Below are 25,792 nucleotides of genomic sequence, written 5' to 3' on the forward strand. Positions count from 1 at the left end.
TTATCAGTACAATTGCTCTCTCCTAGTGTACTGCACTGGACTGATAACCGCTATAAGAAGAATAGTAGGTTGGGTGGAGCGACAGCGAAACCCAACAAAGCCTTGATAATGTTGGGTTTCGTTCCTCAACCCAACCTACGCCAGTTTTAGTTTTTAGCCTTAACCCAACCGTATTGGGCTATAACAATCCTAAATGATTTATCAGAAAATCTACCCTCCGGTTAACGTCGTCCCCCAAAGTATTGGGGAGACGACAATGGGCTTACAACTATCTCAAATTCTCACGCATGATTTAGGATTGCTATATGTGCAAAAATAAAAAATTAATTTACATCTGAGTTAAACGGCAATTTTAGTTTTTACTATTTTGCTGAAACTATGTATTGGTAAGATTTTCAGCATCAAAAAGCTAAATTGTTCTCACTCCTGTACTAGACTTTGGTTTAGTTTCTATATTAGAATACACTAAGCCGATAGGAATAGTGGGTTTTTATGGAAAGCGTCCAAAACGTCAGTCAAGAGTTAAACGTAACAGGAGACAAAGCCCTAGAGGATTTGCAACAATCGACTCCAGAAGAGTTCAAAAAAGACATTTTCAAAAAACTCAGAGGTGGATTTTTTCTGGTACTAGGATATTTATTGTCACCACTATGTTGGTGGAATGACCTACTATTTAATCTGCCGATAGCTTATGGTTTTGGGTATATATGTAGTTTACTTTCCCCAAAATTACTTCTACCTTGTTCAATTATAGGATACTGGCTCTCTAATATTGTGGGAATTCTTTTGATGCAATTCGGTTCTAAGGACATTTTTCAAAAAGAACCTCAAGAGCATAACCTCAAAAAAGAATTATTCACGGGTCTAATTTCTTCAACAGCTTATACCCTCTTGATTATACTATTAATCCAGTTGAAGATTCTCGATTCTCCCATTTTATTCTCCAACGGTTAATTTAGTTGATCGCGTTTCTATAGAACAAAAAGATCCCCGACTTCTTCAAGAAGTCGGGGATCTGATCCTCTCAGTAGAGAGCAAATAATTACAAAATAAGATCAATTTTAATCAAATTTTAAAAATTCACTTAAATTCAATAGTTTTGGAGCCTCCTTACTTACAATTAATGGCAGCTTACCATTCCATTTTTCTATTGCTTGCCTTTGCAGGATTTCTGGAGTTAAGCCATCACGTAATAATCTATGTGCCTCAGCCTCTCCTTTGGCTAAATTAACTTTTGCCTCAGCCTCTTTTGTTGCTTTGAGTGCGATAAACTCTGCTCGTTTTGCTTCTTGTTCAGCAATCTGCTTTGCCTCCACCGCTTCACCAAATCGTTCTGAAAAATGGACATGAACTAGAGAAATATCATCAACTGCAACGTGATAGTTAGACAGTCGCGTAGACAATGCATCATCTACTGCACCTTTGACTTCTCCTCGTTTAGTAATAATTTCTTCAGCAGTATACTTTGCCATTACTGCTTTTAATACTTCTTCAACGGCTGGGTTAATAATCCGTATGACTACAGCTTGTTCATCTCCAATCTCTTGAAAAATGACATTTGTTTCCTGGGGGATAATATGCCAATTGAGAGCTACATCTGCGAAAACATTTTGTAAATCTTTGGAAGAAGCCTCAGCCGAAATTTCCTGTTTTTGGACTCGAATACTTAACTTTTTCACAGTATTGACTACAGGAATAATTAAGTGAAGTCCTTCTCCTAATATCTGGTTTTGTACTTCGCCAAATTTCATCAATACACCACGTTCTCCTGCATTTACAATCACACAAGGTGTGAGAAAGAGAGTTATCAGGAACAAAAGAGCAGTCAGTTTACCGGCACTGTTAAAAGTTTTATTTTTTATCATCTGTGTGAAACATTTATGCGTCTGGCATAGAGACACATATTTAGGAGTTGTAAGCTTCTTGCCGTTATGCTCTTATAACTTTGGCTCTAAGTCAATTTTCATATCACTCTAGACAAGGTGACAAATAAGTAGTAAATTCCTCAATCATAGGTTAATGTTTTCAACATACAGGCATATAGGTAAGCAGCCAATGTGTACTTTACTACCCAAATTTGGAGATAGTGAAGGCCACTGTAGCTTTATTTTTACCTAAATCACTGTAATGATATCGAAAAACCGTAGTATTTGAAAAGGTAAGTTTGCCTCACAATCTTAAAAATTAGGAAACTTGCCCAGATGCTTCCCCAAAAATGCAGAATATAATCATTGAGAAAATTTGACAGGAAGCAACGCAAGCAGCAATGACAATTTTTGAAGGTTATACGCCAATACAGTTCAGTTAGCGCCAAAAACCTTAAACTGTGTAGGTTGGGTTGAGGAACGAAACCCAACATTTCTCTGGTTTGTTGGGTTTCGTTCCTCAACCCAACCTACTGGCCTAGCAAGATGATGGGGAATGTCTTGTGAATTTCTTCGCTACAAGAACCAGTAGCCAGAGCGTAGGCGTAGCCCGCACTTCGACTTCGCTCAGTGACCGTCGTAGACATTGCAGCTACTGTATCCACATCCCTTGTAAAAGCGATACAATCTTGTAAAAGTTCGCTCGTCCTGTCATTCTGCGTAGGCGTAGCCCGCACTTCGGCTGCGCTCAGTGACCACCGTAGGCATCGCTAATTTTAGCAGCATCAGGGGATTAAACTAAAAATGGACGCGCCAGAAAAAAGCTAGAAATTGATTTAGCATCTACCGCCTCTCCTTCCAGAATAGCTTTCTCGAATTCTTCGGGAGTCAAAAACACGGTTTCAATATCCTCGTCTCCATCTTGTGCTGGTGGTGTCTCTAGCTTTTCCAAATCTCGCGCCAGAAAAGCATAGATAATCTCATCAGAATAACCAGGCGCTAGAAAAAATTCGCCTAATTTGTCCCATTTTTGGGCACTATAGCCTGTTTCTTCTTCGATTTCGCGCTGTATTGTCTCTAAAGGTTCTTCATTTGCTTCCACAGTTCCTGCCGGAAATTCTAATATCCGTCCCTGAATCGCAAAACGATACTGGCGCACCAGTACAAGTTTGCCCTCTGGTGTCACCGGCACTGCTAAAGCACCACCAGGGTGACGAATACATTCCCATTCTCCCTCCGCTTTATTAGGCAAACGCAAGCGATTGACTTCAAAATCAAACTTACGTCCTTTATAAAACAAGCGTTGTTTTAGCAGTTGTGGTAATTCTCTACCTAATGGCATAGTAAAATCTGATTATCTGTTAAGTACAGAGGTGATATCAGCCTTTTCTGTGTTTAAAGATGGTAATTTTAATTGCCCATCAATAAATGTACATCAGAACAGTCTACCTCTTTCAGCAGTTCTTTAATAACACACCCGGATACTGGTTCTATCCAATCGGGGGCAATTTCTGTCAGTGGTACTAACACAAAGGCCCGATCCCGCATTCGTGGATGGGGAATCTGGAGATTTGGTGTATCGACAATAAAGTCATCAAATAATAACAAATCTAAATCTAGAGTTCGTGGTCCCCAGTGTTCTTGACGCACGCGCCCAAATTGTTGTTCAATTCCTAACAAAATTTCTAATAACTGCTGGGGTGAAATCTCTACCTGCAATGTGACACAGCCATTTAGATAGTCTGGCTGTGGTGGCCCTACAGCTTTGGTTTGATACCACCTGGATTTAGCTTCTAATAGAATACCTGGCGTTTGGGCTAAAGTTTTGATAGCTGCTTCTAAAATTGTCTGGGAATCGCCGACATTACTACCAAGGGCAACGGCGCTCCGTCTAGGCTTTACTGTTGCGTAGCCAGCCGCAAGCATTGCACTCTCGTTAAGTAAAGCTTTTTCGGGCTGTCTATATGGATACTTCGCTGCACCTGTTCCCAAAAATACCAATGATTTTTACATTCCCAATATTTATCAAAATTACAGGAATTTTACAAAACTAAATTAACCAAATCTAAAAAACATTATTTTATGGTGAATTTAGTTAATTATTTATAGGATATTATACTAACACAATGGTGGTGTGCTAACCCCAAAGCTGATTGATGGTGGTTATTATAGTTACTACTTTGAGCGAGAAACTTACGTGGGGAAACTTACCTCCTGGTTCAAGCGAAGACCAACTAATTTGAGCAACTCTGGACAAGGAGGAACAAATGAGAGCTTACCACGAGCAAATACGGCGCAGGCGAGGCAGTTACTGAGCAAATGAAAATTTTACCATCTAGGATGAAGACCAATCAGGCTACTGGCGGTAAACCACTCTATCGTCGCTTATGGTTTTGGGCAGGCTTGGGTGTAGGTGGTGGGATACTTGCCTTAATCTACGGCATCAGTCTAATAGACCGCACTTTGCCAGATCAGGCCGAGCTAAACGCTGTGCTGAGAGAGCAAACACTGACCATCAAAGCTGCTGATGGAACTGTATTACAACAACAAGGTGAAGCGACCAGAGAACAGTTAAAGCTAGAACAAATACCAGATAATTTAAAAAAAGCTTTCATCGCCTCAGAAGATAGAAGATTTAGGCAACACAACGGAGTTGATCCACAAGGGATTGTGAGAGCGAGTTTGAATAATTTGCGATCGCAAGGTGTGGTAGAAGGTGGTAGCACCATCACCCAACAGTTAACGCGGATTCTCTTTTTGAAACAAGAACAGACAATCTGGCGCAAACTCAAGGAAGTCCGCCTAGCACAAAAAATGGAGCATGAATTAACCAAAGATCAGATTCTAGAGCGTTACCTGAATCTGGTTTATTTGGGGGGTGGAGCTTATGGTGTGGCAGATGCCGCCTGGGTATACTTTAGTAAATCGCCAGACCAGTTGACTCTTGCGGAAATGGCAACGATAGCTGGATTAGCCCCTGCTCCTAGCTTATACGCCCCAGACAAAAATCCCGAAGCGGCAAAACGGCGAAGAAATCTGGTATTGCAACGGATGCAAGAGGATGGAGTTATTACACCAGAGCAGAAGCAAGCAGCACTCCAAGAGCCACTAACCCTTAAAAGCAGTTTACCCAAGCGAGTACAAGTAGAATCACCATACTTTACCAGCTACATCCAAAAAGAATTGCCGAAGTACGTTTCTTCTAAAGTTCTGGCAAGTGAGGGATTAGTAGTGGAAACTACGCTGAATCCGACTTGGCAAAAAGTGGCAGAAGAGGCGGTTGCCAAAACACTACGAAATCAAGGACGCTGGGAGAACTTTAAACAAGCAGCAATGGTTGCCATTGACCCCCAAAGCGGTGAAATTAAGGCAATGGTTGGGGGAAAAGACTTTGGTAAAAATCAGTTTAATCGAGTTACCCAGGCCCAACGGCAGCCAGGATCGACATTTAAAGGGTTTGTATATGCCACTGCGATCGCTAGCGGTAAAAGCCCTTACGATAGCTACGAGGATGCACCCTTTGTCGTAGACGGGTACGAACCGAAAAACTACAGTGAAAGATTTCGGGGTTCAATGAACATGAGAGATGCCCTCACCCGCTCTGTAAATATTATTGCGGTGAAGGTGTTGATTGATGTCGGATTTACGCCGACGATTAAACTTGCCCATGATATGGGGATAAAATCTGAACTCAAGCCCACCTACTCCTTGGCTCTCGGCTCAAATGAAGTCAATCTGCTGGAATTGACCAGCGCTTATGGCAGTTTTGCAACTCAGGGATTGCACACAGAACCTCATGGTATTACCCGCATCCTCAACCGCCAAGGTAAAGTAATCTGGTCAGCTAATTTCAAATCTCAACGCGCCCTTGATGCTGACAGTTCCGCCATCATGACTTGGATGCTACGCAACGTCGTAGAAGAGGGGACTGGTGCTGCTGCCCAATTAGGTGATAGACCAGTTGCTGGCAAGACCGGTACTTCCGATGAAGCCCGCGATTTGTGGTTTATTGGCTACATTCCCCAAATGGTGACAGGGGTCTGGCTAGGTAACGATGATAACCACCCCACAGACGGCAGCAGTGGAAGTGCCGCTTATACCTGGCACGAATTTATGGAAAAAGCGGTAGAGGGGATGCCTGTGGAAAAGTTTCCTAAACGACCAAAGTTAGAAGGTCGCAAAGGTACTATCAAAGCCCAGACCATCAAGCCTAAACAAGTGCTGAATCGTTCTCTTAACTCTGATAATGATGACTCAGAAGGAGAAAGTGCTAAAAATTCTGAAGAGAGTGGTTCATCTAGGAGACGTAGGAGGAGGAGCTATTCTCAAGACGAACAGCAGTCAAACAACTATACCCCAAGACGGAGAAGGCGCGATCGCACCGAAGAATCAAGTTCCAGTAACTCTTCTTCAGAATCATCTACTCCCCGGCGGCGTTCTAAAAGAGTAGAATCTGATTCTCCCCCGCCTCGAAGAACTCGCCGATCTTCCTCTCCCGACAATAATTCCGGTTCTTCCGGTTCTTCATCGCCACAACCATCCTGGCGCGAGAGACTTAGACCTTCTAATTGAGGAGTGGGAATTGGGCATTGGGCATGGAGAAGAAGCAGGGGAGCTCTTAGCTGGGGGCAAGGGAGAGAATACGAAAATTATATCTTTCTCCTCTGCACCCTTCCCCCTGCCCCTCTGCCTCTCCCTCATCCCCCCTGCTCCCCCTCCCCTTTTCTCTGCAATATGAAGTTGCTGAAACTAAACTCCAGATGGATGTAAAGTGATACGCTCATTCTATAGTGTGTCAAGTAGTGTTACTTAACATTGGAGAATATACTCATGCATATATTGATGCAGGCAGCAGATTCAGTCGCAACAGGTGGTGGTCAGTTTCCTTTTGCTTTCACCTTGGTGTATGTCGTTGGTTTTATTGCTGCTGTAAGCATTGGTTCAATAGCTTGGTACAACTCGAAACGCCCCGCAGGTTGGGAAAGCAAAGAGCGTCCTGATTTTGTGCCTAAAGTTGACAAAGAAGAAACTCCGGGTGTGGGTAAACCGAAGTCATAAATTAGTCATTAGTCATTAGTCATTAGTCATTAGACTTTTGACTATGATTAGTTTTGTACGTCAACCCAACGACGGTAAAGTTTTTGAATTTGTTTGAGAAGTTTAGTCGGAGTCGGTTGAGTTGAATCATTTGGCTTCGCTATATCCTGCAATTCCGTCAAGAGTCTAGCTTCTTCGACGGCAACTTCACCGTCGCTATAAATTAAGCCACTGATGGCTTCAATCAGATTTTCACAATCTTCAAGGCTGGGGCGATCGCCTAAATACTCCCGCACCCAGTCATAGCATTCTTTTGGCTGTACAGGAACTAATTCGTATAGCCAAGGCTTAATTTCTGGATCGTTAGCCAAACCTTTGGCTTGGGCTATTTCGCGGAGATATTGCCGTTCTTCTGGCTGGATTCTGCCATCAATCCAGGCTGCTCCAATCAGGATTTTAACTAAGTTTTTGACATTGGAAGGGGTAACCATTGCTGCCTCCTCTGGTAGATTCAGGCCACCACCAAATCGTACAATCTCAAACAGTATTCACTCGGAATTATTGGTTTTTCTTAAGCGAACCATAAAAAAGCCATCCATGTCCTGCCGGTGGGGCCAGACTTTAAACCAACCTTGAGGGGTGCTATATGCAGAAGCAGGCAACTCAACGCCGCTTGGAGGCTCAATTTGCCAATGAGGTGAATCAGCTAAAAATGCCGAAATCACTTCTTCGTTTTCTGCTGGATGCAATGTACAGGTGGCATAAACTAGTACACCACCAGCTTTGACAAAAGTTGATGTATGTGTTAATAATTCTTTTTGCAGCACCGAAAGTTCCCGGACAGATTCTGGTGTCTGTCGCCAACGAGCATCAGCATGGCGGTGCATGGTTCCTAACCCAGAACATGGAGCATCAAGTAATACGCGGTCTGCGGTGTTTTGAAATTGGTTGCAATGGCGGCTATCGCCAGTGTAAATTTGGATAGATTGTAAATTTAGGCGTTGAGAATTTTCTTGGAGTTTGCGAAGACGAGAAGCAGTGCGATCGCAAGCCCAAATTTTCCCGTTATCTGCCATTAACTCAGCAATGTGGGTTGTTTTACCCCCTGGTGCAGCACAGACATCAATTACCACCTCACCTGGTTGGGGGTCGAGCAAATGACTTACCAATTGGGCGCTAGCATCTTGTACAGTCCACCAACCTTCTCTAAAACCAGGTAGTTTTTGAATTGACCCAGTATTACCAATGAATCTTAAAGCTTGGGGTAAATTAGGAATCCGTCTCACCAGAAGACCAACAGATTGCAAAGCCGCCTCAACTTCTTCGATGGAAGTGCAAAGTGGGTTGATACGCAAGTCAATTGTTGGTGATTGGTTCATCCATTCACACAGTTGTTCTGTCTCAGTCAAACCCAATTGTTCTAACCAGACTTGAATAATCCAGTCAGGAAAGCTGTGTAAAATACCCAAGCGTTCCACTGGGTTTTCTGGAAGTTGTAACGGATCGGTGTGGAGAGATGAGTGGGATGAGGGGGATAACGGAGTGTTTTCTCCCCCTGCTCCCCCTGCTCCCCCTGCTCCCCCTGCTCCCCCTGCTCCCCCTGCTTTTCTAAGATACTGGCGTAATAGACCGTTAACAAAACCCGTGAGTCCAGAAAAACCGTTTTCTTTAGCGAGTTGGACAGTGGTATTAACAGCAGCTGAGGCGGGAATACGCTCCTGATAGCGCAGCTGGTAGAAACCCAAATGTAAGATGGTGCGGAGGTCTTGTGGTTGTTGGTGAGATTTCTTTTTCGCAAATTGATCTATGAGAGTATCAAGAGTGCGCTGCCTTCTGACGCTCCCATAAACCAATTCTGTCACCAAGCCGCGATCGCGATCGGGCAAATTAACTTTTTGCAGTACTTTATCTAGGGCAACATCAGCATAAGCCCCCTTATGAACATCTCGCAGGGCGATAAAAGCTACTTGACGGGGGTTTGTCATGGAAACATGAATCAGGAGGCTTTTGTATTCTAACTCCCAACTCTTGTACAGACGCGATTAATCGCGTCTCTCCCAACTTCCCTATCTAGGCATATACGGGTCTACAGTGGCAATTTCAAACTCACATGCTCTAGAAACCTGTTCTACTGGTAATTTACCAAAGCTGATTAATGGTAAGTAAGTAGGGTTTGCCATCAGTTCTTTTGCCAATAAGAACCCAGTAATTGTCCAAGTTTGATATTTTCTAGCTTGTTTCCCAATCAGTCGCCCTTTCTTACCGTCGTAATATTCTGGCCATTGATCTGTACTGAGCCGTCCTTGGGCAATTTCAATAGCCTTTTGTGCAAGACTTATTTTGTTAGTTTTCACAGCCGCAGCTGCCAACATCCACATTAAAACCGGCCAACTACCAGCATTATGATATGACCAAGGGATATTTTTGGGGTCACATCCAGTTACAATTCTGTATTCTTCATGTTCTAAAGCTGGGAAACAAATTTTCATCGGCATATCTCCCACCAAATCATCCCATCGATCCTCAATGAGAGTCATAATCGCTTGTGACTGTTCTTCGGTGGCTAAGTCTGAAATAATCGCCATTAAGTTTCCGAGTGAAAAAAAGCGAGTATCTAGCTGCGACGGCCCGACATTACCTGCTAAATAACCACCTTTTTTTGGCAGCCACTTATCTAATTCATAATAGGGAACAGAATCTACATATATGTTGAACAAATTCACAGCACCTTTGCCATATTCTTCACTTTTGAAGCGATAAATTTGATTCAGGCGATTAATATCTATCCAATAATGCTGGCGAATATGAGCGCATAAAAGAGGCAACCTATTATCAATGGCTGCAACAATATCGGAATTCCCTTGACAAATTAGCAGTTCACGAGATGCACGCAATGCCGTGTAAAAGAGAACTTGCAGTTCTAAAGGATGCCCATAAATGCCCATACGACGGTCAATCATACAAGCACCATCTGGAACCAACAGCGTTGGGTACATATCAAAACGATTCGCCAAGCAGATTTCCATGATTAACCTGATGCCATTTTGGAATTCAGGTTGATAAGCCAGAGAAAAATCTTCAGTGGCGACTACATAAGCACGCAACATAATAATCCACCATAGGCAAGAATCAACGGGTGTAACTCTAGCGATCGCATGTTCGCCAAAATCTGCTTCTAGATATTCTTGCCCATTGTCTGACACCACTTTAAAGCTAGCTGGTATTAATCCTCGTCCCGGCTTATAGGCATCTAATGCCTTTTCCTTCGGCTGTAACTTTAAAGTTTCTTCTAAGAAATTGCGAACAATATCTGTTCTACCTTTGATCAGAAAAATTAGAGCTGAAGAGACAAAATCCCGAACAAAGCACTGGTCATAATTCAGTGCCTCTACAGATCCATCATAAGCGGCTACCGTACCAACGGGGCGGCCTTGATAGTAGAGAACTGACTTTTCTAGCGTTCGCCATGCTTCTTCGACTTCTTTTAAATTTTCAGTAGTTTCTAATTCGTTTAGGTGCATCGCCAGAATAACTCCATTCGGGTTGTGAATTTGTGGTAGATGCGTCTTCATTTCTTATTTTTGCTATTCTCAGCATAACAAAAACGATTCCTTGAATAGCAAATATAATTTAGAGATAATTAATCAACTAACAATGAATAAATCTGCTGACATTTTTGCAGCTTTATTATTAGTTAATTGGTCTATAATCGATTACTAGTTTGGGGAATTATAGTTGTTATTCGCCAAAGGTAGTAATATGATTCTTAAAACAGTCACTCAAGATATATTTTTAGATTATTTTTTGTTCTGTTTCATGTCCAGAATCTTTGCTTTACCAAACAAAAACATATCTTCAGCGCTGTTTAGGGTTTGTGTGAAGTTAAAACTGGTTGCAGTATATTTACTTGAGCAGGATTAGTTTTTGACACTAAGAGGTCAGATTATTCCCCTATAAACTAATAATTTATAACTTTTTTTCAGAATATGCAAGATGAATTGTTGCAAAATTTCAGATGTCAATACTTCTGAAGGGTTAAATATTTTACCCAACTGACAGATGACATGGGGCGTTTATAAGAGTGAGTGTAAGAATAGTAATTAAGTCTCACAGAGAGGTGCATAGACACGGAGTAGCTTGGCTAGTTGATTAAAGAATCTCAGTGTCTTTAGACCTGAAAGTGTCAAAAGCTTTATTAATTGCTTGCATCAAAGCTTTTGCGATTGCAGAACTGTTGACATCAGGATGATATTGTCTTGCTAAGCGAAGATACGCAAGTTTAACAACGTTGGCATTATCACTCTGATTTACGTCTAATATTTCCCACCATTCGCCAGAGAGTACAGAATCGAGAGTAAATTGATCAAAGCTTTGCATTTGACTCCAAATCTTGATGCTTCCGCCATTACCACCACTTATCAGCGTCTTGCCATCAGGACTGAAAGCAACAGGACTACACCCAGAAAGACTTTGTAGTAGTTCCCCAGTATGGAGGTTCCAAAGTTTGATAATACCGTCTCTGCTGGCACTGGCGAGGGTTTTTCCATCGGGGCTGATAGCAACACATAAAATCGCCCTTGAGTGTCCAACCAGGGTACTGAGTAATTCTCCAGTTTGGAGATTCCACAGCTTTATTGTGGTGTCTGTGCTACCACTAATAAGAGTTTGACTGTTAAGACTAATAACAACTGTATTCACAGCTCCCAAATGTTCAGTGAAAATATAGCGCTGTTCCCAAGTTTGTAAATCCCAAATTCTAATAGTCTTATCAGCGCTACCACTTGCAAGGATTTTACCATTGAGACTGATAGTGACAGACAAAACTGCATCTGAGTGTCCATTCAAGGTGCGTTTTACTGTTCCCGTGTAGCGTCCCCAAATTCTAATTGTTTTATCAGCACTACCACTAGCAAGAATTATTCCATCAGGACTGTAGGCTACCGAGTTAACAAAGCCATTATGACTATAGGGGGAATTTAAATAAAAGAATGTATGGAGAAATTTTCTTGTGTCGATCTGCCAACTGCTGATTTTGCAATCTACACTACCACTTACAATCTGCTGTCCATCGGGGCTGATAGCAACAGATAAAACCGCCTCTGCTTGTCCAGAAAACGTGTAAAGCCATTTTCCGGTTTTCAAGTTCCACAGATAAACTTGTCTGTCATCACTGCCACTAACTAAGGTAGTACCATCAGAACTGATAGCGATCGCATTAACTGCCGCTAAGTGACCCTTGAGTGTGCGTACACATCTCCAATTTTCAGGTAGTTGGGTTGTCGGAGATATTATTTCTGGTTCAATATTAGGAGTAGAAGCTTTAGGGGTAACAAATTCTGATTTTTTCTTTAATTCAGCTTTAAGTGCTTGTAACTCATCTTCGACTTCCAAAACAGCAAATTTTTGGTTGAAATCCTCACCAGATAAAAATGCTTCTAATTCTATCACTGCTTCGGAATAGGCATCCATCAGCAAAACTTTTTCTTCCATCCGCTCAAAAAGCTGTGCTGGAGTTTCAATAATTTCAGATTCGTCTAATAGTTTGGCAATACCATAAGCGGCGAGTCCTACCACTGCACCAATTCCCGCCATCGGGACTGCACCAATCCCAAATGCCAACCCTACTTTAGGTGCAACTAAACCCATACCACCAACGACGCTATAAACACCAGCACCGCCGACTGCACCAATTCCCATTGTACCGAAAGCAGCAACATCTCCTTGTGCGATCGCTTTAAAAGCGCCATAAGCAGCAGCACCAGCTACAGCGCCAGCAGACACTACAGGAGTTGCACCAATGCCGACTGCACCAAATCCGCCTGCTAATCCCATCCCGCCTACAGTTGCGGAAACACCAACACCTGCAATGCTTCCGCCTGCAATAAATGCTGCGCCTGTTTTAGAGCTTCGTGTCATTACCTAATGTTTTCTTGAAATTTTCTAGGGCAATCAGGTTTTTTCCAAGTAGAATTACTGTTGCTTCGTGCTGCTGAAGCTGAGTTTGAAGAGTAAGCACAATTTTACTGTGGACTATTTTACTGAGTATGGCTTCAAGGGCTAGATTATCATCATGATTTTTAAGAGCTATATAAGCTTTATCCTTCCAATATTTAGCTTCTTCTTGAGCTTTTTCATAAATCTCTTGAATGCATTCTTGATTCAAGATAGCACTTTGTATCGCTTCTTTTGTTTCACCAATAGCTTCTAATAAAATTACTTTACTGTCTTTTTTATCTATAGCAATATTTTGAGGTTTACGTGGCAGTAACATTTCTTTCTTAAGTCGCTGTAATTCCTCATCAACATCTTCAGAATTAATGAATATGTGTGAAACCTCTTGTGCATAAGGTTCTATCTCTAAAAATTTATTTTTTATAGACTCAAAATCGCTAATAGTACCATTTATTTGAGGCTTGCTGCATAATACTTCTTTCTCTGCTTCTGAAACCTTTTTCTCCCAAGATGCCAAGCTACTTTGAATTGCATCTACTTGTAGTTGTTGCTCCTCTACCAGGGTTTTGAGTCTACTAGCAATTACTTGGTATCGTTCCTTTTGGAATTTTGCTTTACGAATTAAATCCTGATTACTTCCTTTCAAAGCAAGTTGATATTCTTGTTCCCATTTATCAGCTTCGGCTTGAGCTTTCGCATAGTCTCGTTGAGCAATTTCTTGGGCTACTCTGGAGTGGCTTGCTCCTTCGCGTAACTTTCGTAGCGCATCTTGTGATGATTGATTTTGGTCGTGAAGTCCCATAAACTTATCTGAGTAGGCTTATTACCCAGAGCGTAGACTAATTAATACTGTTGCGTCTTCGTAAAAATTACTTAAGCCTTAATTTTTGCTTTTAATGCTACGTCAGAAAAGTCTCAGTACAGTATTTCATTGATTCGTAGCGAAATAAATTAGGCAAAACTCTGCGTTTAAAAACATTACGATTTAACGCACTCATTACCAAATAATCGAAACTAATCCTGATGCAGTTATATTTGAATCACAGGTTAATAGTTGAACTTCATCACCTTTACTTGCTAAAACTAGTGCAGTTGCAGTAATTTGCCTATCGTGCATTTCATTAATAGCAGATAAGCTCATAGTTTTTTCAATTACATCTTTGTCAAGTGGATAAATTATCACACGGGGATCAGATTCAACTGCTGAAAGTAAATTATTAGCAGAAGGAATAGATGTTCTTCCTCTCTCAACAATCCAAACAGCTTCGGCTAATGTTGTAGCTGGTATAATTAACTGGGAATCAGGATTAGAAAGAATAGCATTCGCATTCGCACCTAACCGAGGATTTCCTTCGAGAAACCAAATGAGAGCATGAGTATCAATCACGTACTTCATAATTACCTATGACCAGTCTAAGCTGTCTTCGGTATCTCCATGAAATTCAGTAATTTGAAAATCTTTTTCTGTTGATTGTTTATTCCCAGAAAACATACCAAGCCGCATTATCTGCTTTTTAATCTGAGGTTTTTTTTGTTCTAAAAAAGTTACAATAACACGGCTTTCTGATACATCAGATGGGAATTCTGAAAGTTGTATCTTACCGTTCTTATACACTCCTTCAATGGATTGCAACATTAGTATTTCCCAAATACGTACTCATATAAATTATAAAGTTAATACTAAAAAAATGCCGATTTGCTTAAAAACATCAAATTTTTGGGCTGCGCTGGCGCTAGCTGCTGCTGTGCGTTGCTTCCCCATGTTCGAGCTTATCTGCTAAAATATGCAGAGCTAATGCTTGAACTCTAGCAACTGCTTCTTCTCGTGTCTGACCGTAAGCCAGTACACCAAGAAAACCAATCACTTCTGCTTATTGTGTCCATCCTCTTCTTGTTCAATCTCTATCGTGAAGTTCATAGGTAAGCCAGTGATTGTAATAAAAGCCATTCCTGGATAAAACAAAAAATTTATATGACCTCAATTGATTCTAGCAGGCATAAAAAAGCCAGAGCCTTAAAACCTAGCAGCCGCCGCCGTGCGAAAGAACTCTGTAGCAAATGTGAACTATGCAATACATACTATATTCACTATGTCAAGTAAGCCTGCGCTTTTATGAATAACCAAATAGGCGAACTTGAAGAAGAAACCCACACGCGATCAAAAAAAGCTTACCAAGCAAATTCTTCCACAGAAATATCAATAATATTTTGGTGCGATGCCTACGGCGGTAAACTACCCACTTTCCATAACACGAGAATTTTGTGGAATCAATGAGCATCAATCACTTACTTCATATCACTTCAATTAGAAAGCGTTAATTTCGCTATCCAAACTCAAGATACTCAATAATGGTTCCATCAGGATGCATCGCTCGCATATTCACTCCAGTGGTAACTTTGTTTGGTTCCGCCAGAATCACTGCACCCTGCTGAATAAGTGCTTCTTTAAAATCATTGAGTGAGTCCACCAGAAATGTGGCGTGTGTACTCTTGAATGGAGAGAGTGCTTCTGCCGAACCAGCAATTAAAAGAATAGAACCCACACTTGCGAGTTCCAACTCAGCCTCGGAATATTGAAACCACAACCAACATTTTTCTGTAAAGAGGTTTTCATAGAAAGCGATCGCCTCATCCAAGTCTACCGGACTAAGATAGACTCTGGTTAATACTTTAAGAATTTGCATTGCAAACTGTCTATTAGGCAGCTAATGGATTTTATTTTGCTTACTCGGCAATCATAGTTAACTAAGATTGATCGAGAAATAGTCTATCTTCAACTTAAAAAAGGTCTTCAATTCTCTGTTCACCTAGCTCTTGATAATGTTGTTCGCAGTCAATCAAAATACATTTCATTTCTACTCCTTTAGCCCCACATAAGTCATCTGTATAGCTATAACCAATATATATACATAAATTTTGCATCAGTACTTAGCTTGAGGAGTATGTCATAGAAAATAGCAGGAAGATGCTTTCTGATGCCATCTGGAATTAATGTCTTTATAAGAAAAGATAGGTCTGATATTCTCATAGTATATAGGTAATACTAAATTAATAAGGCATAATGTGTAGTTTAAATAATTATGGATTCCGAATTACGAATTGTTTCAATTTTTTTCCCCTGTGCGTAGATAAAATAATTGTCTGTCACTTTTACCTCAGCCTGAAAGCCTGCTTTTTTTAGCTTATCCTTAAGTCCATCCGGCTGATAAAAAATTTTGACAATCTGAAATTCTTGACCATTATTTAATTTACGAGTTTTATATATGTTTCCGTCGTCTTCAAGGATATGATTGTTAGCTGTGGATGTCGATTCAAAGGAAGAGTCAATGATAAATACTTCTCCACCAAGGCGAACAGATTGGTAGACTTTCGTCAAAAATGAATCGAGTAAGTTTGGCGGCACATGAGATAGCCAAAAGGCGAAGAATACCAAATCATATTCAGTGTCAGGCTGCCAAGTAAATAAATCAATTAGGTGATATTCAACACTCAGTGAATTTAATTTCGAGCGATTAATTGCAATCATTTCTTCAGAGGCATCGATCGCAGTAATCTTTTTACCGATCCTTAAAAGCTCCTGCGTCCAGATACCTGTTCCAGATGCTAACTCTAAAATATCATCCACCACGCTAATTTGGTGCAATGTATTTTTGATCGTGGCAACTTCATTAAACCAGCGCTGGTTGATTTCGGGACTGCGATCGTAGCGTCCTTTCCTATAGAACCACTCATCATATTCATTGGCTCTAGCGCGATAGTACTCAATCTGTTGTTGAAGAATATTATCTGTCATCGCGTCCTTTCTGATCCGATTGAATTGGGAACATCCCAAATGTGCAAGTTTATTTTTATAGGGTATTTGGACTTAGACTAGGAATGAAATAACGAACCGCCAAGGACCCCAAGAACGCAAAGGAAAGATGTTTGTACAGGGTTTTTGTGCCAGCCCTGTGCCTTTTAGCAAAATTGGGATGCTCCGATTGAATTTAGATTTGACATTGCTATGACTTTCAGGAATAATTTTTTCTTCAGCGAATAACCTTGCATTTCAGCTTTAACTATGTGATATTTTTATCATTTCATAATAATACGATAAGTCAATATACTTTTTGGAGATTTGCCAATGGCAGCAATGAGCAACTTCCAAGAGTCAAAAGTTAGACACTTAAAGATGTATAAGTTTTCCCCAGCTTGGGAGAATGAGCAAATAGTCTTTGGTGCTGCACGACCTGGATACACTAACAATCAGGTTCAAAATTGGATAGAATTCATGAAGTGTCAAGATATCAAGCGAGTTTGCTGCCTTCTTCACGATCAACAGCTAGTTTATTACTCTAATCTTCTAGATACCTACAAACAGGAATTTGGTAATCAACTAGTTTGTTGGGCACCAATTGCAGATTTCCATTTATGTGATTTAGAAACCCTCACGCAAAAAATACTTCCTTTTTTAATAGAAGCAGATAAACAAAATGAAAAAGTCGTTGTACACTGCTCTGGTGGAATTGGACGTACTGGACATGTATTAGCGGCATGGCTAGTAAGTGTCCGAGGATTATCAAATCAAGCTGCGATCGCTGCTGTCAAGAAAACAGGTAGAAATCCTTATGAAGCTGCATTAGCTGCTGCGTTTAAAGGTAGAAATCCTTTTAAAGTTGTAAAAGAACTTGACTTGCTTCTGAATGATTGCCGTCTAGCAATGCATAAAGTCTTTTGATTTTGCTATCATCCTGTTTAGTCAGTCTCTTGACGAGGTAAATTCTATGGCAATGGTTCTAGATCAAGTAGTTCCTTTTGGGAGATCAATGGATGAATATATAAAAATATTCAATTTGACAGACGCAGATTTAAATAAAAAAATCATTGGGATTGGGGATGGCCCGGCAAGCTTTAACGCAGAAATGACACGTCAGGGTAAAAGTGTAATTTCTATTGATCCACTATACCAATTTTCTGGTGATGAGATATTGCAAAGATTTAATGAAGTGGTAGATAACATCATTAACCAAGTCAAGGCTACATCGAATGAGTGGGTATGGAGCTATCACAAATCTCCAGATGATTTGCGACACAATCGAGTCAAAGTTATTAGAGAATTTCTGTCTGATTATGAAAATGGCAAAAAAAGCAACAGATACAGAGTCCATGAGTTGCCAAAATTAGAATTTAAAAATCAAGAGTTTGACATAGCCCTTTGTTCGCATTTATTGTTTTTATATTCAGACCATCTCGATTACAACTTTCATCTAAATTCTATAGGCGAGATGCTACGTATTGCTAAAGAAATCAGAATATTTCCCCTCATAACTTTAATGTGGAAACATTCTCAGCATTTAGATGAGATAGTAAAACATTACACTTCAATGGGTTACAAGATAGAGATTGAAAATGTTGAATATGAGCTACAGCCTGGGGGAAATAAAATGTTGAAGATAACCAGAGATGTTTATTAAGTTCATAATTTGTAATTATTGGTAATTACATTGTGATTACTAAGAAGGATTTTGTCAATAAGCGCTCAATTATTCAATAATTTTTAATGCGATCGCACCGATCACTACAATCAGCGATGTGGCATTTCTACCAGGACTGGACATCGGTGTTGCTGCTGTTACCAACTTGCATTCATGGTTAGTATGCTTTGCTGCGATGAGCGATACTCTTGCAGAGTCACTTCGTGAACGCTACAACAAATACCTGCACCAGTTGATCTTCTACTGAGTAGATTTGCTATTGGGAAGTGGCATGGTTGAAAGTGCTTGTAAATGGTTGATGAGCGCAAAGATTTAAAGGTGTTGGAATGCAGTAGAGTGAATCCGGTTTTAATCATTTGTTACATTGATGACTCGCTTGGGTGAATAGGCGCTTTGATAACTTATTTCCAGATTCTACTTTGTCATCCCCTAACCGCTAGATGCGACCTAATGCTTTTAGATGAAAAAATAAATGTAAAAATAGGTTTCAAAGTTATTACTTTTGGATAATTTAATTTCAAAGAAATATTCTTATAAAGAAGCATATAGGTATTGGATACCTATGTACGTAAGTGAGGTAATTATGTCAGTTAAAGTCAAACAACAAGAGTTACTTGTGGAAATATCTTCAGAGCAACAGCAACACCTGTCTGGAGGACAATTATTTCCAAGAAGGCGAATGAGTCGTGATAGGCGAGGTAATCCTGATATTAGAATCACCGGGAATCTGACCACTTCTGAAGGGGATCAGATTCCAATCCTAGTTTTAGGTTTTAGGCTTGACCGATAGTAAGCCATGACTAGAAATACCATAGGCAAAGCTTTGGAATTCATACGGGAATAAGACTGATATAATTCACTCAAGATAAATTAGTTTTTGAGAGAATTTTAGTAGTCTTTAATGTTTTCCAAAATCATAAAATCGATGAAATGAAAGCAAAAAATGGATGCTATTATTAGCATCCATTTTTTGTTGACCAGGCAATGAGATTGAATCAAGGGAAACGAGCAATTTATTACAGATAGACATGAGTTAAATCTGGACTAAAAGTAGATATACAACTCAACGCTGTTTGGTAATAGTAGGGTATTTAAAAATCTAAATAAAATAATTTAAGAAAATTTTAGCAATGCGATCGCTCTCAAAATTACAATATACAATAAGCGATCGCCAGATTCTCTATATTTATGTGCGTAAGGTAGCCCATCATAAATATCATTAGCATCTGCGTTTTTATACCGATTACGCTGACACCATTTCCGGGACTGAATCAGGGGATGCTGGTTCAAAATGTAACACCATAATTTGCTCTGGGCGTAAACCGACAGATTCATAAGTGCGGCCGTTGCGTAGGCGTAGCCCGCCGCAGGCATCGCTAAATTCAACCTCAAATGCAGCGCCACCAGCTAATAATTCTACGACTGTGCCAACTTGACCACGGTACAGGTTGTATTCAGGCAAATCAACTGTCAGTGCTACTACATCCAGCAACTTGATTGTACTTTTAGTCATCTTGTATCACTTCCAAATATTACAGAGGATAGCAGGTTGTTAATCTTGGGATATCAGAACCTTCTTCTATAATCCAACCACTGCGAATGGTCGCACTTCTATCTTGCCATTCCAACGTGAAATCTAGAGTATAGCGTTGTCCAAATTCATCAGCTAGTCTCAAGCGAACTGTATGCGTTTTGACTATTTCTAAAAGAATATGGCAAAATACTTCAGCAAGACGCTTCATCGCTTTGGTGAAGGCAAGGAACCCCCGAAATCTCCGCCATCCCAATCAGAGCCATCAAGCCAGCCATCATCCTCAGCATCGCACAACAACATATATGCAAGTAACAAGGTATTGATAAATCGCTCTACAGGAATTTCCCAATGTCTAGCCATCTTGTCTAATTGCACTTTGGTTACTGAATTGGATGATGCAAAACACTGCAACACATCATTGTGGCTACAAGACCATCCAGAAATGAATTTATCAAAATAAGGTTTATATTTCTCTGTTGGATGACGTTTCTTAAAGTTAGTAAAGCGAACTTCTTTAAAGAAGTCTATTTTTAGACCAGCAACAAGCCCATCAGAATCTTTACCATCAATATAGTAATAAAGTGAAGTACCTTGACCATTAAAACTGCGAACAGCACGAATAATTCTGGGAGTGACGAAATCATCTCCCTCGAAATCTGCAAGAACATCCTTTATTGCCATATAGACCGTATTCAGTACTCAAGTATTATTCTTAGGGTTCCCAAACCAGAACAAAGCGTTAAATTATTACATGAACAAGATTTATAAAAAGGATACGGTTCGGTTTATTTACCTGATTATCACTTGGCGATGCCCAAGCTGCTTAGAATAGTAGTGATAGAGAGGATTATAATTATGAGCGTCGTCATTCCTAATGAAATATTAACTGCAACTCGGATGACTGAAGGCGAAATGAAACAGGAAATTGCGGTAATGCTCTTTCAAAAAGAAAAGTTAACCCTTGCTCAAGCCAGCCGATTTGCAGGGATAAACCGTATAGCATTTCAGCATCTACTCGCAAGTCGTCAAATTTCAGTGCATTATGGGGTCGAGGATTTTGAACAAGATATAGAAAACTTGCGGGCGATGGGTAGACTGTGATCGTTGTCAGTGATACTTCGCCCATTAATAACCTCGCCGCCATTAACCATCTTCATTTACTACAACAGCTTTACGGAACAGTTCTAATTCCTGAAGCTGTCTACCGAGAACTGACTGATCCCAACTTTCCAGTTGCAGGTGCAATTGAAGTCCAAACTTTTATCTGGATTCAAACTAGTCCAGTTCAAGATCGAACATTGGTTGAAGCACTCAGCAATGAACTCGATATTGGTGAAGCTGAAGCGATCGCTCTAGCGCTGGAAACGAAAGCAGATCAAGTTTTAATTAATGAACGTCGTGGTCGCATGGTTGCAGCTAGGCTAAATCTTGGTTACACAGGGATTTTAGGTATTTTGGTTGAAGCTAAAAGTCAAAAGCTGATTTCTGCGGTGAAACCTTTGTTACATGCTCTGATTAACCAAGCAGGATTCTGGGTGGCGGAACCTTTATACAAGAGGGTTTTGCAGCTTGTTGATGAAAATTAATTTTTGATCCTCTACAATAACGCAAATCAATTTCACAGATCAATCTTGGTCTTTCGGCTCTAATGCTGTGTTAGATGGCTGGTTACTACCATTTCTTGCAGCTTCTAACTTTTGACGAATAGCTACCTGAACCTTTTCATCAAAATCAGCGTCGTTGAGAGATGCAATAATTCTGAGTGGACGTTGGTTAATTCTGTTTAAGTACGCCTGAAATGCAGCTTCATCTTTACGATGTTTGAGAAAATACTCTCTCAACTCGGCATTAGACATTGCATCATAGTTAACGCGGCTCATCAGCAAACTCCCCGTTGGGTAGAATTTGAAACTCCAGTTCTTCGCTATAACCAGCTAATAAATACACATTGCGAGTGCGATTATCAACGCAAACAACATGTATCGGCTGAAGCATAACATAGGTCAGTTGATAGGCGATGCGGTATAGACTCTCTAGCTGGGCAGCAGTAGGCATTCTGAACATTTCTTAACCTATTGGCTATCCTTAGCAAGTGTTTGCGGTTAATTTGTCAGTGATACTTCGCCCATCAATAACCTTACCGCTACTCTACTGAGTTTCCTTTTACTCTGATTCAAATTTCTGCCAGAAGTCTATTGACTTCAGATAAATATATTGAGAAACTAATAGTTAGTTTAACTAATTAATAGAAGTGCATCAAACTTGTGACAATACTGACGGGAAAAATAAATCGATCGCAACCTCCAAGCGAACCAAAACCGCTAATTCTGGAAACTCAGGGACTCACACGCCGTTTTGGGAAGTTAACCGCAGTTAATAACCTGAGTATATCTGTGGAACAGGGCGAAGTGTTTGGACTGCTTGGCCCCAATGGAGCAGGGAAAAGTACAGTTATTAAAATGTTGACAACCTTACTGCCTATCAGTGCAGGGAAAGCAACCTTAGCTGGCTATGATGTGAATCGTCAACCCAATCCTGTAAGACGGGTGATCGGCTATGTACCCCAGGCGCTCTCTGCTGATGGTAGTCTCACGGGTTACGAAAATCTCTTAATTTTCGCCAAGCTGTATGGAATACCAGCCAAAGGACGCGATCGCCGCATTTATGAAATTTTAGAATACATGGGTTTGCAAGATGCAGCCAAGCGCTTGGTACGAAACTACTCTGGTGGGATGATCCGCAAGCTGGAAATTGGCATATCAGTTCTGCATCAACCCCAAATTCTCTTTCTTGATGAGCCGACTGTTGGACTAGATCCCATCGCTCGAACTCAAGTATGGCAACTTGTGCTACAACTCTGTGCTGATTACGGCACAACTATATTTTTAACAACCCACTTTTTAGAAGAAGCGGATAGTTTATGTAACCGAGTGGCGATTATGCAGCAAGGTGAAGTCGTAATTACAGGCACACCAAGGGATTTAAAAGCTTCTTTAAATCAACCAAACGCAACTTTGGATGATGTCTTTATTCACTATACAGGCGACCAGTTAACATCAGGAGTCAACTACCGTGACACAGCAACAACCAGACGTACTGCTCAACGGTTGGGTTAAAGCACCACCCACTGTCCGAGTAAATTTGATCTCTGCAATTAAAGAGCTAGTTACGAAAACTCTGGCGATCGCGGAATTGGAAATACGTAAACTCCGTCACGATCCCACTGATTTAGTCGTTCGGGCTGTGCAACCAGCTTTATGGCTGCTGATCTTTGGGCAAGTTTTCTCCCGCACTCGCGCGATTCCAACAGGTAACTTACCCTATTTGGACTTCATTTCTGCTGGTATTTTGGCTCAGAGTATTCTGTTTGTAGCAATTTTTAGTGGTGGGATGACGCTAATCTGGGAGCGAGATTTAGGCATTGTCCATAAATTTTTAGCTAGTCCTACACCCCGTGTAGCGATGGCGTTGGGCAAAGGTCTAGCATGTGGGGTACGGTGCTTATCTCAGGTAATATTCATTTACGGATTGTCATTTTTATTAGGTGTGAAACTAAACCTTCATCCCCTAGCTATTCTGCAAGTACTATTGCTGGTCATGCTGGGGGCAGGTTCCTTTTGTATTTTTTCATTAATTATTGGCTGTTTGGTAAAAAGCCGAGAAAGGATGACGGGTATTGGACAATTGTTAACCATGCCGTTATTTTTTGCTAGCAATGCCATTTATCCGATTTCGTTGATGCCCAGTTGGTTAAAGTTGATTTCCCATTTAAATCCGTTGACTTATTTGGTTGACGGCTTACGTAGCACCATGCTGCTGAATGGCATTAGCATCTATGGCTTTGGTCTGGATTGTACAATTCTCTTATTAACATTAATCATTTTGGCCATCCTTGGTGGAAAACTTTATCCACGGGTAGCCATGTAACTAGGAGAACAACAAGCCCATGACCTTGGATAAACCTAATCAAGGTGCAACTTCCGAAGAATGTGCCGCTAGAGTAATGGAAACAGTTCCATTAGTGATGCGGTTTATCCGAGCGGATATGCGTGCCCATAGTGCCGCTTTTTTATCTATACCTCAATTGCGATCGCTAGCATTTATCAACCGGAATCCCGGTGCTTCATTATCTGACTTGGCAGAGCATTTAGGTGTCACCTCTGCCACGGCATCAGCAACCATAGAACGCTTGGTACAACGCGACTTTGTGAAACGCTGCGCTCATCCTCAAGAGCGGCGGCGGGTGCTGCTCAATTTAACTGAAGATGGAAAACACCATCTCAAGCAATCCCAAGATCAAACTCGCGCTCATATTACCGATCTGCTGAAAGGTCTTACAGAAGACCAAATTTCCAACATTGAAGAAGGCTTAACTCTACTAAAAAATGTCTTCGAGAAAACAGAACTCAAAGCCCCATAACTTTGAGGTTGCACAACACGATCCCTTTGCAGCCTTTAAGTTTCGAGACTATCGGCTATTTACCATTGGACGGTTGGTGCTGTTCGTGGGGTCGCAAATGCAAACTGTAGCTATCGGCTGGGAACTATATGAGCGGACTAATTCTGCGATCGCTTTAGGTGGTGTTGGGCTGGCGCAAGTCTTGCCGATGATTATTCTCACCTTAATTGCCGGCGATGTTGCCGATCGCCGCGATCGCAAACTCACTATGTTAATGTCGGTGAGCTTGCTAGCTCTCTGCTCGCTAGCTTTAGGAGTGCTTTCTTATACTAAGGGTGCAATTTTTCTAATTTACGCCTGCTTAGTATTAACAGGTGTCGCTAGGGCATTCCTTAAACCAGCCAGTGATGCCCTAATGTGGCAATTGATACCTGTCAGTGCTTTTACCAATGCAGCCACCTGGAATAGTAGTAGCTTTCAATTAGCCGCAGTCATCGGCCCAGCCTTCGGAGGATTTGGGATTGCGCTATTAGGAAGTGCTACAGGAGTTTATGTATTAGCAGCGATCGCGGCGTTGCTGTGTTTTATTTTAACGCTAGCGATTAAAGAGCAAAAAGTTATTCGCTTAACTGAGCCAATTTCACTCAAAGCGCTATCAGCTGGTGCTAAATTTGTTTGGCAGAATCAGTTGATTTTAGCAGCGATCACATTAGATATGTTTGCTGTATTGTTAGGTGGTGCGATCGCCTTGCTACCCATCTTTGCCAAAGATATTTTACACGTGGGGCCAGTAGAGTTGGGATATTTACAGGCAGCCCATTCAATTGGTGCTTTGACTATGGCGATTATCCTGGCGTATTTACCACCGTTACGCAAAGCCGGCCCGTCCTTATTGTGGTCAGTGGTTGGCTTTGGGGTTGTCACAATTATCTTTGGACTTTCTCGTTCCTTTTGGCTGTCTATATTGATGCTGATTCTTGGTGGCGCACTAGATAGTATTAGCGTTGTGATTCGCCATACATTAGTTCAAATCAGAACACCGGATCATTTGCGTGGTCGGGTTGCTGCTATTAATAGCGTATTTATTAGTGCCTCGAATGAATTAGGGGGCTTTGAGTCAGGCTTGACTGCTGCTTTATTTGGCCCAGTTATTTCTGTTGTGGGTGGTGGAATTGGCACAATTGTAGTGGTGATTGCTACGGCAATGATTTGGCCGGGAATCCGTAAGTTAGGAGCTTTGCAAGAGTATAAATAAATTGAAAATGGCAGTATTAGATGATGGAGTCATATCCACTACTAAGTCTTCTATAGCAGTCCTATTTGAGTTGTGAAAATTCTTTTTTAACGAACCGCGAAGGTACGAAGAAAAGAAAGAAAGAATTATTTAGGTCTGCTATAAATAACAAAAATCTCACCCTATGCAAAAGCTACAAATGTAATTGTTATCTCTTGCTAGGGTGGGATTTTTATTTATTGAAAGTTGCACATTAATTAATTAAAAGATAGACAAAACCAGAGTTTTGAGATTATG

32 protein-coding genes and 1 pseudogene are annotated in these 25,792 nt (G+C 40.9%); 15 read left to right on the forward strand and 18 right to left on the reverse strand.

The window, feature by feature from the left end:
* The first annotated feature begins 492 nt into the window (after positions 1 to 492).
* Positions 493 to 954, forward strand: coding sequence for a hypothetical protein (locus HWQ36_RS30750; protein ID WP_174713337.1), 462 nt, complete (start codon positions 493 to 495; stop codon positions 952 to 954).
* A 107-nt stretch (positions 955 to 1,061) separates the two neighbouring features.
* Here HWQ36_RS30750 and HWQ36_RS30755 read toward each other — a convergent pair whose 3' ends face one another.
* From HWQ36_RS30755 to folK, 3 genes are all read right to left on the reverse strand, one after another.
* The gene (locus tag HWQ36_RS30755; RefSeq protein WP_292709895.1) at positions 1,062 to 1,865 is read right to left on the reverse strand and encodes a prohibitin family protein; all 804 of its coding nucleotides are present in this window, start codon (positions 1,863 to 1,865) and stop codon (positions 1,062 to 1,064) included.
* Between the two features lie 793 nt (positions 1,866 to 2,658).
* Positions 2,659 to 3,207, reverse strand: a complete 549-nt coding sequence (locus HWQ36_RS30760) for an NUDIX hydrolase (protein ID WP_292709897.1) — start codon at positions 3,205 to 3,207, stop codon at positions 2,659 to 2,661.
* Between the two features lie 68 nt (positions 3,208 to 3,275).
* Entirely contained in the window at positions 3,276 to 3,791 is a 516-nt protein-coding gene (gene folK / locus HWQ36_RS30765) for a 2-amino-4-hydroxy-6-hydroxymethyldihydropteridine diphosphokinase (protein WP_292710152.1), read from the reverse strand.
* A 208-nt stretch (positions 3,792 to 3,999) separates the two neighbouring features.
* On the opposite strand from folK, the gene HWQ36_RS30770 reads away from it, so the two are divergent.
* The 3 genes from HWQ36_RS30770 to HWQ36_RS30780 all read left to right on the forward strand — a co-directional run bounded on the left by HWQ36_RS30770 (position 4,000) and on the right by HWQ36_RS30780 (position 6,923).
* A complete protein-coding gene (locus tag HWQ36_RS30770) occupies positions 4,000 to 4,188 on the forward strand; it encodes a hypothetical protein (RefSeq protein ID WP_292709899.1) in 189 nt (62 codons plus the stop codon).
* A 17-nt stretch (positions 4,189 to 4,205) separates the two neighbouring features.
* The gene (locus HWQ36_RS30775) at positions 4,206 to 6,437 is read left to right on the forward strand and encodes a transglycosylase domain-containing protein (protein WP_292709901.1); all 2,232 of its coding nucleotides are present in this window, start codon (positions 4,206 to 4,208) and stop codon (positions 6,435 to 6,437) included.
* A gap of 258 nt (positions 6,438 to 6,695) precedes the next feature.
* Positions 6,696 to 6,923 (forward strand): hypothetical protein, encoded by a 228-nt coding sequence (locus HWQ36_RS30780; RefSeq protein ID WP_292709903.1) that lies wholly within the window; start codon positions 6,696 to 6,698, stop codon positions 6,921 to 6,923.
* 47 nt (positions 6,924 to 6,970) lie between these two features.
* On the opposite strand, the gene HWQ36_RS30785 is transcribed toward HWQ36_RS30780, so the two are convergent.
* The 8 genes from HWQ36_RS30785 to HWQ36_RS30820 form a co-directional block, all read right to left on the reverse strand.
* Complete coding sequence (locus HWQ36_RS30785) at positions 6,971 to 7,393, reverse strand: TerB family tellurite resistance protein (RefSeq protein WP_292709905.1); 423 nt, start codon at positions 7,391 to 7,393, stop codon at positions 6,971 to 6,973.
* 57 nt (positions 7,394 to 7,450) lie between these two features.
* Positions 7,451 to 8,887 carry a 16S rRNA (cytosine(967)-C(5))-methyltransferase gene (locus HWQ36_RS30790; protein WP_292709906.1) on the reverse strand — a complete coding sequence of 479 codons (1,437 nt, stop codon included), beginning with the start codon at positions 8,885 to 8,887 and terminating at the stop codon, positions 7,451 to 7,453.
* Between the two features lie 81 nt (positions 8,888 to 8,968).
* Positions 8,969 to 10,423: a glycoside hydrolase 100 family protein gene (locus tag HWQ36_RS30795; RefSeq protein WP_292710154.1), complete on the reverse strand. Its 1,455-nt coding sequence runs from the start codon at positions 10,421 to 10,423 to the stop codon at positions 8,969 to 8,971.
* A gap of 628 nt (positions 10,424 to 11,051) precedes the next feature.
* Positions 11,052 to 12,818 carry a DnaJ domain-containing protein gene (locus HWQ36_RS30800; protein WP_292709908.1) on the reverse strand — a complete coding sequence of 589 codons (1,767 nt, stop codon included), beginning with the start codon at positions 12,816 to 12,818 and terminating at the stop codon, positions 11,052 to 11,054.
* Entirely contained in the window at positions 12,802 to 13,656 is an 855-nt protein-coding gene (locus HWQ36_RS30805) for a hypothetical protein (RefSeq protein WP_292709910.1), read from the reverse strand. The genes HWQ36_RS30800 and HWQ36_RS30805 overlap by 17 nt, the downstream gene beginning before the upstream one ends.
* Positions 13,657 to 13,851: 195 nt before the next feature.
* A complete protein-coding gene (locus tag HWQ36_RS30810; protein WP_292709912.1) occupies positions 13,852 to 14,250 on the reverse strand; it encodes a PIN domain-containing protein in 399 nt (132 codons plus the stop codon).
* Positions 14,251 to 14,256: 6 nt separating this feature from the next.
* A complete protein-coding gene (locus HWQ36_RS30815) occupies positions 14,257 to 14,490 on the reverse strand; it encodes a hypothetical protein (RefSeq protein ID WP_292709914.1) in 234 nt (77 codons plus the stop codon).
* 97 nt (positions 14,491 to 14,587) lie between these two features.
* Positions 14,588 to 14,719, reverse strand: coding sequence for a hypothetical protein (locus HWQ36_RS30820; protein ID WP_292709916.1), 132 nt, complete (start codon positions 14,717 to 14,719; stop codon positions 14,588 to 14,590).
* A gap of 107 nt (positions 14,720 to 14,826) precedes the next feature.
* Between HWQ36_RS30820 and HWQ36_RS30825 the strand changes: the two are divergent.
* Positions 14,827 to 15,018 (forward strand): annotated as a pseudogene (locus HWQ36_RS30825) (hypothetical protein); the annotation flags it as partial.
* Between the two features lie 160 nt (positions 15,019 to 15,178).
* On the opposite strand, the gene HWQ36_RS30830 reads toward HWQ36_RS30825, so the two are convergent.
* Positions 15,179 to 15,538 carry a VOC family protein gene (locus HWQ36_RS30830; RefSeq protein ID WP_292709917.1) on the reverse strand — a complete coding sequence of 120 codons (360 nt, stop codon included), beginning with the start codon at positions 15,536 to 15,538 and terminating at the stop codon, positions 15,179 to 15,181.
* Between the two features lie 386 nt (positions 15,539 to 15,924).
* On the reverse strand, positions 15,925 to 16,647 hold the full coding sequence (locus HWQ36_RS30835; protein ID WP_292709919.1) for a class I SAM-dependent methyltransferase: 723 nt from the start codon (positions 16,645 to 16,647) through the stop codon (positions 15,925 to 15,927).
* A 378-nt stretch (positions 16,648 to 17,025) separates the two neighbouring features.
* On the opposite strand from HWQ36_RS30835, the gene HWQ36_RS30840 reads away from it, so the two are divergent.
* The 4 genes from HWQ36_RS30840 to HWQ36_RS30855 all read left to right on the forward strand — a co-directional run bounded on the left by HWQ36_RS30840 (position 17,026) and on the right by HWQ36_RS30855 (position 19,118).
* Complete coding sequence (locus tag HWQ36_RS30840; RefSeq protein ID WP_292710156.1) at positions 17,026 to 17,571, forward strand: dual specificity protein phosphatase family protein; 546 nt, start codon at positions 17,026 to 17,028, stop codon at positions 17,569 to 17,571.
* A 46-nt stretch (positions 17,572 to 17,617) separates the two neighbouring features.
* A complete protein-coding gene (locus HWQ36_RS30845) occupies positions 17,618 to 18,307 on the forward strand; it encodes an SAM-dependent methyltransferase (protein ID WP_292709921.1) in 690 nt (229 codons plus the stop codon).
* A 118-nt stretch (positions 18,308 to 18,425) separates the two neighbouring features.
* Positions 18,426 to 18,575 carry a hypothetical protein gene (locus HWQ36_RS30850; protein ID WP_292709923.1) on the forward strand — a complete coding sequence of 50 codons (150 nt, stop codon included), beginning with the start codon at positions 18,426 to 18,428 and terminating at the stop codon, positions 18,573 to 18,575.
* Between the two features lie 336 nt (positions 18,576 to 18,911).
* A complete protein-coding gene (locus HWQ36_RS30855; protein WP_292709925.1) occupies positions 18,912 to 19,118 on the forward strand; it encodes a hypothetical protein in 207 nt (68 codons plus the stop codon).
* 453 nt (positions 19,119 to 19,571) lie between these two features.
* On the opposite strand, the gene HWQ36_RS30860 is transcribed toward HWQ36_RS30855, so the two are convergent.
* Genes HWQ36_RS30860 through HWQ36_RS30870 form a run of 3 tightly spaced genes read right to left on the reverse strand, consistent with a single transcriptional unit; the run spans position 19,572 to position 20,543 of the window.
* Complete coding sequence (locus HWQ36_RS30860; RefSeq protein WP_292709927.1) at positions 19,572 to 19,841, reverse strand: DUF4926 domain-containing protein; 270 nt, start codon at positions 19,839 to 19,841, stop codon at positions 19,572 to 19,574.
* 19 nt (positions 19,842 to 19,860) lie between these two features.
* Positions 19,861 to 20,070, reverse strand: coding sequence for a DUF6883 domain-containing protein (locus HWQ36_RS30865; RefSeq protein ID WP_292709929.1), 210 nt, complete (start codon positions 20,068 to 20,070; stop codon positions 19,861 to 19,863).
* Positions 20,067 to 20,543 (reverse strand): hypothetical protein, encoded by a 477-nt coding sequence (locus HWQ36_RS30870; RefSeq protein ID WP_292709931.1) that lies wholly within the window; start codon positions 20,541 to 20,543, stop codon positions 20,067 to 20,069. The genes HWQ36_RS30865 and HWQ36_RS30870 overlap by 4 nt, the downstream gene beginning before the upstream one ends.
* 174 nt (positions 20,544 to 20,717) lie before the next feature.
* On the opposite strand from HWQ36_RS30870, the gene HWQ36_RS30875 reads away from it, so the two are divergent.
* Complete coding sequence (locus HWQ36_RS30875) at positions 20,718 to 20,963, forward strand: UPF0175 family protein (RefSeq protein ID WP_094348425.1); 246 nt, start codon at positions 20,718 to 20,720, stop codon at positions 20,961 to 20,963.
* Positions 20,960 to 21,448, forward strand: coding sequence for a DUF3368 domain-containing protein (locus tag HWQ36_RS30880; protein ID WP_292709935.1), 489 nt, complete (start codon positions 20,960 to 20,962; stop codon positions 21,446 to 21,448). Before HWQ36_RS30875 ends, HWQ36_RS30880 begins: the two co-directional genes overlap by 4 nt.
* A gap of 39 nt (positions 21,449 to 21,487) precedes the next feature.
* On the opposite strand, the gene HWQ36_RS30885 is transcribed toward HWQ36_RS30880, so the two are convergent.
* Both HWQ36_RS30885 and HWQ36_RS30890 read right to left on the reverse strand, forming a co-directional pair.
* The gene (locus HWQ36_RS30885) at positions 21,488 to 21,742 is read right to left on the reverse strand and encodes a hypothetical protein (protein WP_292709937.1); all 255 of its coding nucleotides are present in this window, start codon (positions 21,740 to 21,742) and stop codon (positions 21,488 to 21,490) included.
* A complete protein-coding gene (locus HWQ36_RS30890) occupies positions 21,729 to 21,917 on the reverse strand; it encodes a hypothetical protein (RefSeq protein ID WP_292709939.1) in 189 nt (62 codons plus the stop codon). Before HWQ36_RS30890 ends, HWQ36_RS30885 begins: the two co-directional genes overlap by 14 nt.
* 209 nt (positions 21,918 to 22,126) lie before the next feature.
* Between HWQ36_RS30890 and HWQ36_RS30895 the strand changes: the two genes are divergently transcribed.
* From HWQ36_RS30895 to HWQ36_RS30910, 4 genes are read left to right on the forward strand one after another with little or no spacing between them, the layout of a single operon-like run.
* Positions 22,127 to 22,978: an ATP-binding cassette domain-containing protein gene (locus HWQ36_RS30895; RefSeq protein WP_292709941.1), complete on the forward strand. Its 852-nt coding sequence runs from the start codon at positions 22,127 to 22,129 to the stop codon at positions 22,976 to 22,978.
* Positions 22,935 to 23,789: an ABC transporter permease gene (locus HWQ36_RS30900; RefSeq protein WP_292709943.1), complete on the forward strand. Its 855-nt coding sequence runs from the start codon at positions 22,935 to 22,937 to the stop codon at positions 23,787 to 23,789. Before HWQ36_RS30895 ends, HWQ36_RS30900 begins: the two co-directional genes overlap by 44 nt.
* A gap of 19 nt (positions 23,790 to 23,808) precedes the next feature.
* Positions 23,809 to 24,282, forward strand: a complete 474-nt coding sequence (locus tag HWQ36_RS30905) for a MarR family transcriptional regulator (RefSeq protein WP_292709945.1) — start codon at positions 23,809 to 23,811, stop codon at positions 24,280 to 24,282.
* Complete coding sequence (locus tag HWQ36_RS30910; protein ID WP_292709947.1) at positions 24,248 to 25,516, forward strand: MFS transporter; 1,269 nt, start codon at positions 24,248 to 24,250, stop codon at positions 25,514 to 25,516. The genes HWQ36_RS30905 and HWQ36_RS30910 overlap by 35 nt, the downstream gene beginning before the upstream one ends.
* Positions 25,517 to 25,792 lie beyond the last annotated feature (276 nt).

This window comes from Nostoc sp. NMS2 (assembly GCF_017115105.1).
Classification (GTDB): domain Bacteria; phylum Cyanobacteriota; class Cyanobacteriia; order Cyanobacteriales; family Nostocaceae; genus Nostoc.

What these genes read in the sequence shown, in the direction of transcription:
- HWQ36_RS30750 (WP_174713337.1), top strand. Translation starts at nt 493, where the DNA reads ATGGAAAGCGTCCAAAACGTCAGTCAAGAGTTAAACGTAACAGGAGAC.
- HWQ36_RS30755 (WP_292709895.1), bottom strand. Translation starts at nt 1,865, where the DNA reads ATGATAAAAAATAAAACTTTTAACAGTGCCGGTAAACTGACTGCTCTT.
- HWQ36_RS30760 (WP_292709897.1), bottom strand. Translation starts at nt 3,207, where the DNA reads ATGCCATTAGGTAGAGAATTACCACAACTGCTAAAACAACGCTTGTTT.
- folK (WP_292710152.1), bottom strand. Translation starts at nt 3,791, where the DNA reads ATGCTTGCGGCTGGCTACGCAACAGTAAAGCCTAGACGGAGCGCCGTT.
- HWQ36_RS30775 (WP_292709901.1), top strand. Translation starts at nt 4,206, where the DNA reads ATGAAGACCAATCAGGCTACTGGCGGTAAACCACTCTATCGTCGCTTA.
- HWQ36_RS30780 (WP_292709903.1), top strand. Translation starts at nt 6,696, where the DNA reads ATGCATATATTGATGCAGGCAGCAGATTCAGTCGCAACAGGTGGTGGT.
- HWQ36_RS30785 (WP_292709905.1), bottom strand. Translation starts at nt 7,393, where the DNA reads ATGGTTACCCCTTCCAATGTCAAAAACTTAGTTAAAATCCTGATTGGA.
- HWQ36_RS30790 (WP_292709906.1), bottom strand. Translation starts at nt 8,887, where the DNA reads ATGACAAACCCCCGTCAAGTAGCTTTTATCGCCCTGCGAGATGTTCAT.
- HWQ36_RS30795 (WP_292710154.1), bottom strand. Translation starts at nt 10,423, where the DNA reads ATGCACCTAAACGAATTAGAAACTACTGAAAATTTAAAAGAAGTCGAA.
- HWQ36_RS30800 (WP_292709908.1), bottom strand. Translation starts at nt 12,818, where the DNA reads ATGACACGAAGCTCTAAAACAGGCGCAGCATTTATTGCAGGCGGAAGC.
- HWQ36_RS30805 (WP_292709910.1), bottom strand. Translation starts at nt 13,656, where the DNA reads ATGGGACTTCACGACCAAAATCAATCATCACAAGATGCGCTACGAAAG.
- HWQ36_RS30810 (WP_292709912.1), bottom strand. Translation starts at nt 14,250, where the DNA reads ATGAAGTACGTGATTGATACTCATGCTCTCATTTGGTTTCTCGAAGGA.
- HWQ36_RS30815 (WP_292709914.1), bottom strand. Translation starts at nt 14,490, where the DNA reads ATGTTGCAATCCATTGAAGGAGTGTATAAGAACGGTAAGATACAACTT.
- HWQ36_RS30830 (WP_292709917.1), bottom strand. Translation starts at nt 15,538, where the DNA reads ATGCAAATTCTTAAAGTATTAACCAGAGTCTATCTTAGTCCGGTAGAC.
- HWQ36_RS30835 (WP_292709919.1), bottom strand. Translation starts at nt 16,647, where the DNA reads ATGACAGATAATATTCTTCAACAACAGATTGAGTACTATCGCGCTAGA.
- HWQ36_RS30840 (WP_292710156.1), top strand. Translation starts at nt 17,026, where the DNA reads ATGTATAAGTTTTCCCCAGCTTGGGAGAATGAGCAAATAGTCTTTGGT.
- HWQ36_RS30845 (WP_292709921.1), top strand. Translation starts at nt 17,618, where the DNA reads ATGGCAATGGTTCTAGATCAAGTAGTTCCTTTTGGGAGATCAATGGAT.
- HWQ36_RS30855 (WP_292709925.1), top strand. Translation starts at nt 18,912, where the DNA reads ATGTCAGTTAAAGTCAAACAACAAGAGTTACTTGTGGAAATATCTTCA.
- HWQ36_RS30860 (WP_292709927.1), bottom strand. Translation starts at nt 19,841, where the DNA reads ATGACTAAAAGTACAATCAAGTTGCTGGATGTAGTAGCACTGACAGTT.
- HWQ36_RS30865 (WP_292709929.1), bottom strand. Translation starts at nt 20,070, where the DNA reads ATGAAGCGTCTTGCTGAAGTATTTTGCCATATTCTTTTAGAAATAGTC.
- HWQ36_RS30870 (WP_292709931.1), bottom strand. Translation starts at nt 20,543, where the DNA reads ATGGCAATAAAGGATGTTCTTGCAGATTTCGAGGGAGATGATTTCGTC.
- HWQ36_RS30875 (WP_094348425.1), top strand. Translation starts at nt 20,718, where the DNA reads ATGAGCGTCGTCATTCCTAATGAAATATTAACTGCAACTCGGATGACT.
- HWQ36_RS30885 (WP_292709937.1), bottom strand. Translation starts at nt 21,742, where the DNA reads ATGAGCCGCGTTAACTATGATGCAATGTCTAATGCCGAGTTGAGAGAG.
- HWQ36_RS30890 (WP_292709939.1), bottom strand. Translation starts at nt 21,917, where the DNA reads ATGCCTACTGCTGCCCAGCTAGAGAGTCTATACCGCATCGCCTATCAA.
- HWQ36_RS30905 (WP_292709945.1), top strand. Translation starts at nt 23,809, where the DNA reads ATGACCTTGGATAAACCTAATCAAGGTGCAACTTCCGAAGAATGTGCC.
- HWQ36_RS30910 (WP_292709947.1), top strand. Translation starts at nt 24,248, where the DNA reads ATGTCTTCGAGAAAACAGAACTCAAAGCCCCATAACTTTGAGGTTGCA.